This window comes from Raineyella sp. W15-4, assembly GCF_033170155.1.
Lineage (GTDB): Bacteria > Actinomycetota > Actinomycetes > Propionibacteriales > Propionibacteriaceae > Raineyella.
On record NZ_CP137079.1, the window covers coordinates 2,148,885 to 2,162,854 of the forward strand.

Below are 13,970 nucleotides of genomic sequence, written 5' to 3' on the forward strand. Positions count from 1 at the left end.
GTGCCCCCGGGTCCCCACCAGCTTGTTCGGCGGATGTCACACAGACCGTCATCGGGCCGTCAAACACCTGTGACACGCGGCCGACACCCGCTGCGCCGAAACGGGATCGACACATCAGGGCCGGATCCCTCATATCGCCGTAACACAGCCGCAGAACTGCGGAAACAGACGGCCTGTTCACTGATGGCCATGAACACTCCTGATACCGGCGACACCGCCTGGGTGCTGATCAGTGCCGCGCTGGTGTTGCTGATGACGACGCCCGCTCTCGCCCTGTTCTACGGCGGCATGACCCGCACGAAGAACATGCTCAACATGATGATGATGTCCTTCGCCGCCCTCGCCGGCGTCGGAGTGCTCTGGGTGCTCTTCGGGTACTCGGCAGCCTTCGGCAACTCGCTGGGCGGCCTCGGCCTGCTGGGCAACCCGGCCGAGGCGGCTGGTCTGCAGGGCCTGATGACCAAGGATGCGGTGTCCGGCACCATCCCGACACTGGCCTTCGTCGCCTTCCAGGCGGCCTTCGCCATCATCGCGGTCGCGCTGATCTCCGGCTCCGCTGCGGACCGGATGAAATTCAGCGCCTGGATCGTGTTCGCCCTGGTCTGGGCGACGATCGTCTACTTCCCGGTGGCCCACTGGGTCTTCGCGTTCAGCTCCTCCGACGGCAGCGTCATCGGCGGCTGGATCGCCAACCAGTTGAAGGTGATCGACTTCGCCGGTGGCACCGCGATCCACATCAACGCCGGCGCGGCCGGCCTCGCGCTGGCCATCGTCCTGGGCAAGCGCCAGGGCTTCGGCAAGACGCCGATGCGGCCCGGCAACCTGCCCCTGGTGATGCTCGGCTCGGCGCTGCTGTTCGTCGGCTGGTTCGGCTTCAACGCGGGCTCCGCGCTGGGCGCCAACTGGGTCGCGTCGACCGCGTTCGTCAACACCCTGTCAGCCACCGCCACCGCGGTGATCGGCTGGCTCCTGGTGGAGCGGATCCGGGACGGGCACGCGACCTCCCTGGGTGCCGCCTCCGGTGTCGTCGCCGGCCTGGTCGGCATCACCCCCGCGGCCAACTCGGTCTCCCCGATGGGTGCCCTGCTGCTCGGTCTCGTGGTCGGCGCCGTCTGCGCCCTGGCCGTGCCGCTGAAGTTCCGCCTCGGCTACGATGATTCCCTCGACGTCGTCGGTGTCCACATGGTCGGCGGGCTCGTCGGCACCCTCCTGATCGGCCTGCTCGCCGACCCGTCCTCGCCGGCGGCGGTCGCCGGGCTGTTCTACGGTGGCGGCTTCGATCAGCTGGGCCGCCAGTTCGTCGGCGCGATCTCGGTCCTGGCTTACTCCTTCATCCTCTCCTTCGTGATCGCCCTCGTGATCAAGAAGACGATGGGGATCCGTGTCGATGAGGAGACCGAGCGGTCCGGCATCGATATCGTCACCCATGCCGAGCAGGCGTACGACTTCACCGCCCCCGCCGGGGGCAGCCCGATGCACGTCGGTCACAGCTCCAGCGCCGGCTCTACCCCCAAGGAGTGAATGTCATGAAGCTCGTCACTGCCATCATCAAGCCGCACCGCCTCGACCCGGTCAAGGACGCCCTGATCGCCCTGGGCGTCTCCGGGATGACCGTCACCGAAGTCGCGGGCTACGGCCGCCAGCGCGGCCACAGCGAGGTCTACCGCGGCGCCGAGTACACCGTGGACTTCGTGCCGAAGATCCGCCTCGAGATCGTCATCGAGGACGCCGACGTCGACCGGGTCATCCAGACCATCGTCACCGAGGCCGACACCGGCAAGATCGGCGACGGGAAGATCTGGACCGTCCCGGTGGACGACGTGATCCGGGTCCGCACCGGGGAACGGGGCCAGGACGCCCTGTAATCTGACATGGCCGACACGTCCACCATCCGCGCCGAGCGGATGACCATCGCCGGCGCCCCACGTCCTTCGGGCCGGGGCGCCGGCGCCCTGTCCAGGGCCCACATCACCGCCCTCACCGAGGAATGGCTCCGCAACCTCTGGGACGCCGCGACCACCGGCCATCCGGAGCCGATCACCCCCGGCCCCGGGATCGCGCTGGCCTGCTCCGGCAGCCTGGCCCGCCGGGAGTCCGGCCCGCTGAGCGATCTCGACCTGGAACTGCTCCTCGACCGTCACTGCGGCCTCGGCCGCGACGCGGTGGCCGAACTCGCCGAACGCCTCTGGTACCCGATCTGGGACAGCAAGCTCGGCATGGACCATGCTGTCCGCACCATCGACCAGTCCCGGGCGGCCGCCCGGGCCGACCTCGCCACCGCCGCCTCCGCCCTGGACGTCCGCTGCCTCGCCGGCGACGACCGGGTGGTCAGCACCCTGCGGGGGGTGCTCGCTGCCGACTGGCGCACCGACGCCCGCAAGCGGCTGCCCGAGCTGGAGGAGTCGATCCAGGCCCGACACGCCCGCAACGGTGACCTCGACCAGACCCTGGACCCCGACCTCAAGGAGGGCAACGGCGGCCTGCGAGACATGACCGTGTTGCGGGCCCTGGCCGCCTCCTGGCTCGCCGACTACGCACACGACCGGGCCGAGATCGCCCACCATCTGCTCCTGGACACCCGCGACGCGCTACAGGTCGTCACCGGTCGGGCCCGCAACGAACTGGTGCTGCAGGAGCACGACGCGGTCGCCGCCCAGCTCGGCCTGGACACCGACGAGATGCTGCGCCGGGTCTCCGCCGGTGGGCACACCGTCGCCCACGAGCTGCAGGCGACCCTGCGCCGGGCCCTCCAGGCCCGGGCCCCCCGGCGAGGGATCCCCCGTCGCAGGCCCGAGCTGCGCGCCCTCGGCGACGGCTGCTACGTCCACGAGGGCGAGATCGTCCTCGGCAAGGGGGCCGACCACGACGACCCGATGCTCCCGCTGGTGCTGGCCCGGCACGCCGCCGCCGAGGACCTGCCGATCTCCGACATCACCGCCCGCAACCTCGCCGGCCGTACGCCGGACCTGCCGGCCCCCTGGCCCGCGGCCGCGCTCGCGTCCTTCGTCGCCCTGCTGGGGACGGGCACGCCGCTGTTGGCGGTCTGGGACGCGCTGGACGACGCCGGCCTGATCAGCCGGTGGATCCCCGCCTGGGACGCCATCCGGTCCCGGCACCAGCGCAACAGCGTGCACCGGTGGACGGTGGACCGCCACATCATCGAGTGCGTCATCCTGGCGGCCGGGATGACCGACCGGGTCGGCCGGCCCGACGTCCTGCTGCTCTCCGCGCTCTTCCACGACATCGGGAAGATCGCCGGGGCCCGCGACCACAGCGCCACCGGCGCCCTCATCGCCGGCGAGGCACTGCCCCGCCTCGGTGTCGATCCCGGCACCACGCAGACCATCGTCGGGCTCGTCCGCGACCACCTCGCGCTGGCGGCGCTGGCGTCCCGGGAGGATCCCGAAGAACCCGCGGCCATCAATCGGCTGCTCGGGACCGTCCACCACGACCCCGAGGTGCTGGCACTGCTGGCCGCGCTGACCGAGGCCGATGCCAGGGCCACCGGTCCGGGGGTGTGGACCAGTTGGCGGGCCGGCCGAGCCCGGGTGTTCGTCACGGCGGCGCGCCGGCGACTGGACGAGGAGTCCCGCTGACCGACGGCCGCCTCGGCGTCGCGGCCACCGTCGCGGCGCCGAGCACCCGGACCCCGGCGGACCGCAGCACCCGGGCCGACTCGGCCATCGTGGCACCGGTGGTGATCACGTCGTCGATCGGCACCGCGACCGCCCCCACCTCCGGGCCACCGGTCACCACCAGGTTGCCCCGCAGGTTGGCCGCCCGCTGTTGCGCGTCCAGCCCGGCCTGGTCGGAGGTCCGGCCGCGCATCCGCACCAGCCGGCGCATCACGACCGGCAGGCCGGTGGCGGCGCCCACCCGGGTCGCCGCGGCCGCCGCCAGCCGCGCCGTCACATCGCTGCCCCGTCGCAGCACCGCGGATCGCCGGGACGGGGCCGGAACGAGGACGACCGGGCCGGGCGTCCACAGACCGTCCTCCGCACAGCGATGCAGCAGGGTGAGCACCGCCCAGGCGAGACGTTCCCCCAGCAATCCGGCCAGGCCCCAGGCGGACGCCTCCTTGTAGCGGTGGATCAGACCCCGCATCGGACCGGTGTAGGGGGCGGCGGCCACCGTCATCGGCAGGCCCCGGGGCGTCGGGCGGGGGCGGACGATCCGTGGGCCGTACGCCCTCACCCACGCCGCACAGCGAGGGCAGACCATCGGCCCGGCCCGCCCACAGCCGGCACAGGTCCGCCCCAGCAGCAGATCCGCCGCCGCCTCGACCAGCCTCATGCCACCGGTGTGGGCCACCTCCGCCCCGGACCGGCCGCGGCGGCACCGGGCTGGGGATCCGCCCGCCATCACCGACCGGGCTGTGGACAACCTCAGCCGGGATAGGCCGCAGCGGTCATCGTGCTGGACAGGTGCGGCCAGGTGAACGCGTCCTCGTAGCGCCAGGCGCCGCCCTGGTCGCCGACGATCACCATCCGGGTGCTCTCCGGGTTCGGCAGGGTCGCGATCGACCGCGCCTGCCACCCGTCCGGCTGCCCGATCTGCTGCACCGCGACGGTGCTGAGGTCGAGTCGGTAGGGGCTCGGCTGGGTGCTCTCCTGACCGGCCCCCAGCACGACCAGCCCCATCGGGCCCGCCCAGCCGACGTCGCTGACCGAGGTGAGCTGCGACTGGCCGCTGGTGACGAGCGGGATGACCTGCAGACCCTCGACCCGGAGGGTCCCCCCGTGACGGTCCACCCGCGCCAGGGCCAGAGCAGTGTGTCCGTCCCGCTCGATCACCAGTGCCATTCGCGCCCCGTCGGGGGAGAGTCGGAAGCTGCTGATCCGCTCGCCGGCCAGTTCACCGGCGTCGATATCGTGCAGCTGGTCGCCCTGGGCGATCTGGATCCGCTGCCGGCCAGGCTCGCCCGACACCAGCCACAGCTCGCCGGTGCGCGCGTACTGGGGGCGGAGCAGCCGGCTGAGCCCGGTGAAGGTCGCCGAGGTGGTGCCGGCGGACAGGTCGATAGTGGTCACCCGGGTGCCGCCGCCGGTGACCACCGCCGCGGTGTCGGCGGCGGCGGTGACGGCCAGGCTCTCGGGAACGGTCCCGCCCTGACCGAACGGGCCGGGGATCGGGACGACGGTGCTGGTCTGGTCACTCTGGTCGACCCGGACGACCTTGCGGTCGACGATGGCGAAGAGGTGACTGTCGAGCGCGGCCGGCACCGGCGCCAGGCTCGGCAGGGCCTTGACCGGCACGACGGAGTTCTGCCCAGCCAGGTCACCGAGGGCGTACGTCGCCCCGTCGTGCAGCACCTTCACCCCGGTGACCGTCGGCAGCTGCGCCAGGGTCCAGGTGAGCTGTCCGGCCAGCAACCGGCGTTGCGCCGTGTCGAGGGTGTCGATCGGGCCGGTCAGGTCGACGGTGGCCACGCCGGCGGAGTCCACGGCGACGTCGCTGCGCAGCGACGTTCCGGCCGGGATGGCGCTGCTCACCGCGGGTGCGATCCAGTCACCGGGACCGGCCAGCAGGGCTCGGACCAGGGTCGACGGGGTACGCCGGCCCTGGGCGAGGGAGACCGGGTCGGGGACGAGGTACTGCCCGCCGGGTTCGGGCCAGTAGAGGCTGGGGTGCTGGAAGAAGTTGTCGAAGACGAACTGGGAGACCAGCAGCCCCTGGGGTGGGGCGGAGATGCGCCACTGTCCGTCGGCCCCGCGTTGCAGGCCGAAGTCGGTGGTGAGCTGGTCCTTGACCGGCGTGAAGGCGCCGCGGGCGTCGACCCGGCCGGTGACCGGTGCGCTCAGGGTGACCTTGCCGTCGGACTCGGTGACGGCGTGGCCGTCGGCGTAGACGGTGACCCCCGACGTCGGCTGCCAGGCGTCCCGCACCGACGGCGCCAGGTAGAGCCGGGCCGTCGCGTAGTCCGGCTCGTACGCGGCCATCGCCTGCAGGAAACCGTCCACCACCGCCCGGGGCGAACTGTTGGCCGCCGGCGGCTGGGCGGCGATCTCGACCTGCGAGGTGGGCCGGGTGCTGGACTGGTCGCCGCGGATGACGGGCCCGGTGCTGGGCACCGACACACAGCCGCCGAGCAGGGTGGCGAGCGCCAGCGCGAGGAGGGCACGGACGGTTCGACGCCCACCGGACGTACGGTTCCCGCTCAAGCCTGGGCCTCCTGTCCTGTCTCGGCCGGGGCGACCGTCGGCGTGGCCGCTCCGGCGGGTACGGCGGGTTCCCGGGCCGCCGCCTGGGCCTGGGCATCGAGGAAGTCCCGGGGCACGATCGGCAGCGGCGACACCTCCACCAGGCCGCCGGGTTTCCGTGGCACGGTCAGCCGGAACTGCGCGCCCTGTCCCGGCCGGCCCCAGGCGTTCAGCGTGCCGCCGTGCAGCCGGGCGTCCTCCATCGCGATGGCCAGGCCGAGGCCGGAGCCACCGATCGTCCGGGCCCGCGACGGATCGGCCCGCCAGAACCGGTGGAAGACCATCCGGGCCTGGTCGGCGGCGAACCCGACGCCGTGATCGCGGACGGTGACCGCGACGGCACGCTCGTCGCCCACCACGGTGATCTCGATCGGCCGGGACTCGCCGTGCTCGATAGCGTTGGTGATGAGATTGCGCAGCACCCGCTGGATCCGGCGCGGGTCCACCTCGGCGTACGCCGGTTCCTCGGCCCGGACCACGATCGGGGTCTGCTTGCTCTCCGCGAACGGCCGCTGGGCGTCCACCTCCGCCTCGACGATCTCGACCAGGTCCACCTTCGCCGCGCTGAGCACGGCGGCGCCGGCGTCGAACCGGGAGATCTCCAGCAGGTCGTCGAGCAGCGAGGCGAACCGTTCCAGTTCGTTGTGCAGCAGCTCGGTGGACCGCCGGGTCGCCGGATCGAACCCCTCCCGCGCCTCGTAGATGAAGTCCCCCGCCATCCGCACTGTCGTCAGCGGTGTCCGCAGCTCGTGCGAGACGTCGGAGACGAACTGCTGCTGCACCTGGGACAGGTTCTCCAGCTGGCTGATCCGAGTCTGCAGCTCCGAGGCCATGTTGTTCATCGAGGTGGCCAACCGGGCGACGTCATCGGTGCCGCGGACCGGCATCCGGTCGGCCATGTTGCCCGAGGCGAGTGCTTCGGCCGCCTCCCGGGCGGCACGCACCGGGATGACGACCTGACGGGCGACGAACGCGGCGACCAGACCGAGGCCGACCAGCAGGATGATCCAGGTGGTGATCACCGCACCGCGCAACACCTGGAGGGTCTGGGTCTCCTGGGTCAACGGGAACACCAGGTAGACCGGGAAGCGGCCCGCCCCCGGGGCGTTCAGCGCCGATCCCACCGCCCAGCCGGCCTCGGTGTGGCCGTCCTCGTAGACGATCAACGTGGGAGCGGCCCAGACCCCGCTGGTCCGGGAGACCTGGTCGGACAGCGCCGCCGGGACGGACTCGGGCTGCATCCCGCCGGACCGGAAGCTCGACACCGGGCCCTGCACCAGGACGTGGTACTGGCCGCTGACCGTGCCACGCTTGTCCAGGTCGATGGTGACCTTGCTGAGGATCTCGTTGATGTTGCCGGCGGCCAGGTCACTGGTGAGCATCTGGGTCTGCGCGCTGTCGAAGGCGACCTCCGCCTCGGCCATCGCGGCCCGGCGTTTGCCCTGCATCACCCCATCGCTCGCCTGCTGCATCAGCAGGAACCCCGCCGCGACCAGGACGGCCGTGGACGCCAGCACGGTGCTGGTCACCACCCGCATCGGCAGCGAGCCGCGCCAGACGTCCAGCGGATGCCGGAAGAAGCCGCGCAGCGCCCGGGCGAACCACCGGATCGCTCCGGCCACCCGGGTGGGGAGCCTGCGGGCCATCGGGTCAGTCGATCCGCTCGGCCGTCGGACCGGCCTTGTACCCGACCCCACGGACGGTGAGCACGATCTGGGGGTGTTCCGGATCCCTCTCGATCTTGGACCGCAGCCGCTGCACGTGGACGTTGACCAGCCGGGTGTCGGCGGCGTGGCGATAGCCCCACACCTGCTCCAGCAGCACCTCACGGCTGAACACCTGACGCGGCTTGCGGGCCAGCGCCAGCAGCAGGTCGAACTCCAGCGGGGTGAGCGGGATCTCCTGGCTGTCCCGCCGGACCGAGTGCGACTCGACACTGATCTGCAGGTCGCCGATGGTCAGCGTCTCCGCCGGATGCTCGGTGGGCAGCCGGCGCAGCCGGGTGCGGACCCGGGCGATCAGCTCCTTGGCCTTGAACGGCTTGGCGATGTAGTCGTCCGCCCCGGCCTCCAGACCCGCCACCACGTCGGTGGTGTCGGACCGTGCGGTGAGCATCACCACCGGGACGTCGGACTCCGCCCGGATCTCCCGGCAGATCTCCACCCCGTCCTTGCCGGGCAGCATCACGTCGAGCAGCACCAGATCGGGTTGCACCGCGCGCAGGGTGTCCATGGCCTCGTCGCCGCGGCCGACCCAGGTGGTCCCGAAACCCTCCTGCTGGAGCACGAGCTGCAACATCTCGGCGAGCGCCGCGTCGTCGTCCACCACCAGGATCGTCGCCCGCGACACCGCAGGCCGGGCTCCGTACGCCACAATCGGTACTCCTTGTCCTCCGCCGGTCGGCCCCTATCCTAATCGCCCGAGCATACCCGACCGGGGCATGGTCCGCCGGTCAGTTGACGTGCGGGCTGTCGGTCCAGGTCGCGTACAGAGCCAGTTCCCCGCCCTGCCGGTGCAGCACCTCGCGCCACAGGGTCCACGGCGCATGGCCGAAGACATCGGTGTACGCGGCCGGCACGACGTACCACAGGCCGCGGCCGATCTCGGTCTCCAGTTGCCACGGCGACCAGCCCGCATAGCCGGCGAAGATCCTGATGTCGTCGTACGTGTCGACCACCAGTTCGACGGGCGTGTCGAGGTGCAGCAGCCCGATCCGGCCGACCACCGGGCGCCAGCCGGGGGGCTCCTCCTCGGGGTCCTTCACGCTCGCCAGGCAGACCGCCCCCTCGGGCAGCACCGGACCGCCCCGGTAGAGCACGCGCGGCACGCTGACCACGTCGGCCCAGTCCGGCAGGACCCGTTCCAGCGTCATGTCGGCGCGCTTGTTGAGCACCACGCCGAGCGCTCCGTCGTCGTCGGCGTCGACGAGGAAGATGACGGACTGCTCGAAGACGCCGCCGTCGCGCACGTCGACGGTCGACACCAGCAGATCACCGCGCCTCGGTCGACGTACCTCCACCGGACCATTGTGACCCGGGTCAGGAGACGTCGGCCGCTTCTTCCAGTTGCTCGGCGATCTGCACGTAGAACTCGCGCACCGCCGCCGATCCGACCACCGGGCCGCCGGCGAGCAGGCCGTCGGCCCCGAGCAGCACCGCCCCCGGCGTGCCGAGGACGCCGAGCGTACGCCCGACCTCCCCGGTCGGGTCGACCAGCGCCGTCTCCACCCAGGCCGGCGTCGCGGACCGGTCCAACGCCGCGGCGGAGACCACGGCCCGGATGCCGATCGGCAGTTCCCGGGCCCGCCACCGGGGCAGATCGCGGGCGATCCCGGCGCAGGACCCGCAGCCCGGTGAGAGGAACAACAGCAGCTGGGCGCGGCGGTGGATCAGCGCCCGCAGCGGCAGCTGGTGACCGTCCGGGTCCTGCAGCGTCGCCTCGGGGATCTCGGCGCGGAGGTAGTCCTCCAGGTCCGCCTCGTCCTCCTCGGCGACCGGGACCAGCTCGTCGGGCACCGGGGCAGCGGGCCCACCGGGGACTGCCAACACCGCGACAGCGACCGCCAGAGCGGCACCGAGCAACCACCCCCACACCGTCGGTGCGGCGAGCCGGGCGACCACCGATCCGCCGAGGGCGGCGTCGACCACCGCCCCCGCCGCGGCGACCACCAGGAGGATGTTGCGGGCAAGGGTACGTCCGGAGACCGGGGTGGTGTCCGCGGCGCCGAAGCACCCGCAAGAGACCGGGCCGGGGGCCCGGACGGCGAGGACGACCAGCACCAGGTAGGCGGTCACCAGGGCCACGCCGGCCACCGCCGGCAGCAGGGTCCACGGAGCGGGAACGACGATCAGGCCGAGGCCGACGACAAGTTCGGCGACGGGATGCCAGCGGCGGACGAAGGGGGAGCCGATCCAGGCCGGCAGTCCGGCTCCCTGGAAGGCCGCCTGGTCGACGTCCGGATGGCGCCACTTCCCGACGGCGGCCACCACCAGGGTGACGGCGACGATCAGCGGGGCGAGGACGAGGAAGTCAGGCACGGGGTAGTCGGGCACGGCCAGATTCTACGGTTGGCGGCCTCGCAGCTCGACGACCTGTCCCCGGACGGCACTCTCGCGGGCGGCATCGAGCACAGCGAGCACGGCGGCTGCCTGGGCGACCGTCACCGGCGGAGCCTCACGCGTCCGTACGGCACGCGCAAAATCCTCGTAGTACCGACAGTAGTCGCCCTGGGCTGATGGCACCCGCTCGATGCCCGACGCGTTCGAGAGCACACCCCAGTCCTCGGGCGCGGCGTATCCCCAGACGGCACGGCGACCCTCCGGACGCTCACCGCGCGCCAGCGCCTGGGTCTGCACGTCGGGGCCGTGGGTCCGGAAGGACCCCTCCGAGCCGAGCACCGCCATCTCCCGGCGGTTCAGCCGGTGCAGCTTGCTGGCCGACAGGAAGGTCTCGACGCCACCGGCGTGGACCAGCGTCATCGTGAACGCCGCGTCCGTCGACCCCTCCGGCGTGTCGGACGTCTCCAGCCGTGCGTGCACCGAGGCCACCGGCCCGAACAGCCACAGGGCTTGATCGGCGAGGTGCGTGCCGAGGTCCCGCAGCAGCCCGCCGCCGGGTCCGCCCTCGAGGCCGCCGGGCTCGTCGAGGTCGAAGTGCGAGAAGAACTGGGCGGGCCGCCCGACCCCGCCCGCCTCGATCACGGCGCGTACGGTGCGTATGTCGGTGTCCCAGCGCCGGTTGTGGAAGACGCTGAGGATGCGGCCGCGCGCCTCAGCGGCCGCCCCGAGCTCCAGCGCAGCCCGGGCGGAGGGCGCGAAGGGCTTGTCGGCGTCCACGTCCACGCCGAGCTCGAGCGCCTCGAGCACCAGCTCGCGCCGCGTCGTCGGCGGAGTCGTGATCGTCACCGCGTCGATCCCCGCGCCGGCGCCCCCCGCTTCGACCATCTCGGCCAGGCTCGCGTACACCGGGACGCCCGGATTGTCCGCTTCGGCCTGCGCACGACGATCGGCGTTGCGGGTCACCACGCCGGCGAGTTCGATGCCCCGCGCGGCACGGATGTACGGCGCGTGGAACAGCTGCCCACCCCTGCCGTACCCCACCAGGCCGACGCGCACCACGCGTTCCGGCTGCGGGTTCTTGTCCTGGATGGCGCTCATGCTCCCACCATATGTCCTGACATATAGTGGGAGTCAATGTGGCAATGAAGACAAAGAAGTGGGGCGGTCCAGACGGACGCCCGCCGACGGCGACCTTGCCCCCTTCACCGACCCCCATCCCCTGCCCACGGCCACCCCGTCGGTGTCTATTTTCCGCCTAACGATAGACGCCCTGTGTCGATTCGTGTCATCTCGTGTCCATTCGCCCTGTGGACGCCAAACCGCCCCGATCTCAGCGTTTCCGAGGGATCGGGGCGGTTCTACACGGTTTCCCGTGTGGGTCCCAACAAGGGTGGTGGAGGTGCTGGGAAACTATTCAAACCCGGACCAGCGCCGGATAGGCGTGATCTCGCGCCTGAGAGCCGCTACCCCGGTCGAGACACCTGCCGGGAATCCAACCCGACAGACGGTGCGCCAAGACGACTCGGCCGACCAGATCGTCTCCCCCGCCAAGATCCGCGACTGGGCTCGAGCGAACGGCTACCAGGTCGGCGATCGCGGGCGAATCCCGGCGCCGATCAAGAAGGCGTGGGCCGTCGCGAACGAGCCCTGAGCCGCGTGCCTCGCAGGTGGCCGCAGGTCAGTCTGTCGGCCGGACCAGCGCCAGGAAGTCGGTGGCGAACCGGTCGGTCGAGAGCGCCTGGGTTCCGCGTCCGCCGAGGATCCAGTAGAAGGTCGGGCCGATCAGGAGTGCCGAGGCTTCCTCGGGTGAGACCTGGAGGGGCGCGTCACCGAGTACTTGGGTGATCACCGCTCGCGCACTGTCGCCGAGCGGATCGCGCTTGGCGAGTAGGGCTGCCACTTCCTGGTCGTACTGCGCCTCGCCGAGCAGTGCTCGGTAGGCAGCGCCGGCCTGCGAGGTCGTCAGATAGGCCACCAGTGCGTCCAGGTAGGCCGACAGTGTTTGCACGGGGTCGGCGCCACGGGTGACGGCGAGCTCCTCAGCCGCGTCGTCGGCACTGGCTTCCAGCAGGATCTCGGCTTTGGTCGACCACCAGCGGTAGACGGTCTGGCGGGAGACCCCGGCACGCTCGGCGATGCCCTTCATCGTCATGGCGGAAGCCGACCTCGACGAGGAGGTCGTCGTCTATCAGGCCCATCATGCGGCGCTGGAGGGAGCCTGGCGAGAAGCGACCCCTGCGCGAGGCTCCTCGACGACGCGCTGGGCTCCCTGCGCCGCATCGCAGCGCCGTAGCGTGCGGAAGCCAAGCGCCCGGTGCATGGAGACGCTTATTACGAGTCGTTCAGTAGCGAAACAGTGATAGTTTCGACACTACAAGACTCGTAATGGCGAAGGGATCTGTGCTGGCCTCGACGGTGCATGTGGATGACGCTCTGGCGCCTCGGCCCGGTTCGGTCGTGCGGCGTGGCGTGATCCCGCATGGCGGCGGCTTCTGGATCGTCGCGCTCGCCTTCCTCACGGAGATGGCGTTCTGCGCGGTGTCGACGCCGTTGTGTATGCGATCTATCAGCAGCGCGACGGCTTCCCGACGCTCGTCCTGACCGTCATCTTCGCGGCGTATGCGGTCGGCGTGATGCTCAGCCTGTATCTCGCCGGTCACCTGTCCGACTGGTTCGGCCGGCGGCGCGTCATCCTGGCCGCACTGCTGCTGGACCTGGTCTCGGCGATCCTGTTCGTGGTCTGGAATGATGTCGCGGGGCTCATCGTCGACCGGCTCATCTGCGGGCTCAGCGTCGGCGTCTTCACCGCCACCGCGACCGCGCACCTGTCGGAGCTCGGCGCCGCAGTGAGGCGCGCCCCTGTCGTCTCGAACATCGTCGCCATCTTCGCGAACCTCGGCGGCATCGCCCTCGGCGCGCTCTTCGGGGGCGTCATCGCCAGCTACACCGCGCGGCCGCTCGTCGTGCCGTACGTCGTGTTCGCGGTCTTGTTCGTCATCGAGGGCGTCCTCGTCGCGCTCGTCCCGGAGACCGTCGAGCGGCGCGAGGAGCGGCTGGCGTACCGGCCGCAGCAGATCGCGGTGCCGACGGCGTCCCGCGGCGCCTATGTCGCGGCGGGCGCGGCGGCCTTCGGCGCCTCCGCGGTGTTCGGCACGTTCACCGGCCTCGCCCCGACCTTCCTGGTCGGCATCCTCGGCCAGCACTCGCACCTGCTCGCGGGTCTCGCGCCCTTCATCGTGTTCATGTCAGCAGCCGTGGCCCAGATCTTCACCGCGCGAATCTCGTTGCGCACCCAGATCCTCATTGCGATCATCGTCGCGATGCTCGGCTGCGCGATCCTCGGCTGCGGTGCCGCCGTCGCCTCGCTCGCGTTGTTCCTCGTCGGCGGCGGGCTCGCCGGCGCCGGCATTCTCTATCGCAGCGCGCTCGGCGTCGTGGGCGATCTCGCCGACCCGGCACGGCGCGGCGAGGCATTGGCCGGCGTCTTCCTGTTCGGCTATGCGGGCATGATGATCCCGCCGCTGCTGGCCGCGGGCACCCTCACCGCTTGGCCCGAGGTCCCCGTTCTCGTCGGCCTCACGATCCTGGTCGCTGCCCTCGTGGTGGTCTCCGGCTCTCGGCTGCTCCGCCGCCGAACTGCTGCGGGGCGAACGCGAACACCGATATTACGAGTCGCGCAGTAGCGAAACCGTGCTATTTTCGATTTGGACCT

The 13,970-nt window shown here is 71.4% G+C and carries 14 protein-coding genes; 6 read left to right on the forward strand and 8 right to left on the reverse strand.

The genetic code is table 11. The annotated features are described in order from the left end of the window. The first annotated feature begins 183 nt into the window (after nucleotides 1-183). The 3 genes from R0145_RS09975 to R0145_RS09985 are packed head-to-tail and all read left to right on the forward strand — an operon-like array spanning nucleotide 184 to nucleotide 3,596. The gene (locus R0145_RS09975; RefSeq protein ID WP_411742034.1) at nucleotides 184-1,521 is read left to right on the forward strand and encodes an ammonium transporter; all 1,338 of its coding nucleotides are present in this window, start codon (nucleotides 184-186) and stop codon (nucleotides 1,519-1,521) included. A 5-nt stretch (nucleotides 1,522-1,526) separates the two neighbouring features. Continuing rightward, entirely contained in the window at nucleotides 1,527-1,865 is a 339-nt protein-coding gene (locus tag R0145_RS09980) for a P-II family nitrogen regulator (RefSeq protein ID WP_317836667.1), read from the forward strand. 6 nt (nucleotides 1,866-1,871) lie between these two features. After that, nucleotides 1,872-3,596 (forward strand): HD domain-containing protein, encoded by a 1,725-nt coding sequence (locus R0145_RS09985; protein ID WP_317836668.1) that lies wholly within the window; start codon nucleotides 1,872-1,874, stop codon nucleotides 3,594-3,596. Here the strand turns inward: R0145_RS09985 and R0145_RS09990 are convergent. The 7 genes from R0145_RS09990 to R0145_RS10020 form a co-directional block, all read right to left on the reverse strand. Beyond that, nucleotides 3,556-4,293 (reverse strand): ComF family protein, encoded by a 738-nt coding sequence (locus tag R0145_RS09990; RefSeq protein ID WP_317836669.1) that lies wholly within the window; start codon nucleotides 4,291-4,293, stop codon nucleotides 3,556-3,558. The two genes, R0145_RS09985 and R0145_RS09990, sit on opposite strands and share 41 nt — an antisense overlap. 92 nt (nucleotides 4,294-4,385) lie before the next feature. Then, on the reverse strand, nucleotides 4,386-6,161 hold the full coding sequence (locus tag R0145_RS09995) for an LpqB family beta-propeller domain-containing protein (protein WP_317836670.1): 1,776 nt from the start codon (nucleotides 6,159-6,161) through the stop codon (nucleotides 4,386-4,388). Next, nucleotides 6,158-7,846 (reverse strand): MtrAB system histidine kinase MtrB, encoded by a 1,689-nt coding sequence (gene mtrB / locus R0145_RS10000; RefSeq protein WP_317836671.1) that lies wholly within the window; start codon nucleotides 7,844-7,846, stop codon nucleotides 6,158-6,160. The genes R0145_RS09995 and mtrB overlap by 4 nt, the downstream gene beginning before the upstream one ends. A 4-nt stretch (nucleotides 7,847-7,850) precedes the next feature. Further along, complete coding sequence (gene mtrA / locus R0145_RS10005) at nucleotides 7,851-8,498, reverse strand: MtrAB system response regulator MtrA (RefSeq protein ID WP_411742109.1); 648 nt, start codon at nucleotides 8,496-8,498, stop codon at nucleotides 7,851-7,853. Between the two features lie 154 nt (nucleotides 8,499-8,652). Next, nucleotides 8,653-9,219, reverse strand: a complete 567-nt coding sequence (locus tag R0145_RS10010; RefSeq protein WP_317836673.1) for a YqgE/AlgH family protein — start codon at nucleotides 9,217-9,219, stop codon at nucleotides 8,653-8,655. A 19-nt stretch (nucleotides 9,220-9,238) separates the two neighbouring features. Further along, a complete protein-coding gene (locus tag R0145_RS10015) occupies nucleotides 9,239-10,252 on the reverse strand; it encodes a MauE/DoxX family redox-associated membrane protein (RefSeq protein WP_317836674.1) in 1,014 nt (337 codons plus the stop codon). Nucleotides 10,253-10,261: 9 nt separating this feature from the next. After that, the gene (locus R0145_RS10020; protein ID WP_317836675.1) at nucleotides 10,262-11,356 is read right to left on the reverse strand and encodes a Gfo/Idh/MocA family oxidoreductase; all 1,095 of its coding nucleotides are present in this window, start codon (nucleotides 11,354-11,356) and stop codon (nucleotides 10,262-10,264) included. Between the two features lie 301 nt (nucleotides 11,357-11,657). On the opposite strand from R0145_RS10020, the gene R0145_RS10025 reads away from it, so the two are divergent. Beyond that, nucleotides 11,658-11,909 carry a histone-like nucleoid-structuring protein Lsr2 gene (locus R0145_RS10025; RefSeq protein ID WP_317836676.1) on the forward strand — a complete coding sequence of 84 codons (252 nt, stop codon included), beginning with the start codon at nucleotides 11,658-11,660 and terminating at the stop codon, nucleotides 11,907-11,909. Nucleotides 11,910-11,936: 27 nt separating this feature from the next. Here R0145_RS10025 and R0145_RS10030 read toward each other — a convergent pair whose 3' ends face one another. Further along, nucleotides 11,937-12,410, reverse strand: a complete 474-nt coding sequence (locus R0145_RS10030; protein WP_317836677.1) for a TetR/AcrR family transcriptional regulator — start codon at nucleotides 12,408-12,410, stop codon at nucleotides 11,937-11,939. A gap of 233 nt (nucleotides 12,411-12,643) precedes the next feature. Here R0145_RS10030 and R0145_RS10035 point away from each other — a divergent pair, with 233 nt between their 5' ends. Further along, the gene (locus tag R0145_RS10035) at nucleotides 12,644-12,859 is read left to right on the forward strand and encodes a hypothetical protein (RefSeq protein ID WP_317836678.1); all 216 of its coding nucleotides are present in this window, start codon (nucleotides 12,644-12,646) and stop codon (nucleotides 12,857-12,859) included. Next, entirely contained in the window at nucleotides 12,811-13,941 is a 1,131-nt protein-coding gene (locus tag R0145_RS10040; protein ID WP_317836679.1) for an MFS transporter, read from the forward strand. Before R0145_RS10035 ends, R0145_RS10040 begins: the two co-directional genes overlap by 49 nt. Nucleotides 13,942-13,970: the final 29 nt, after the last annotated feature.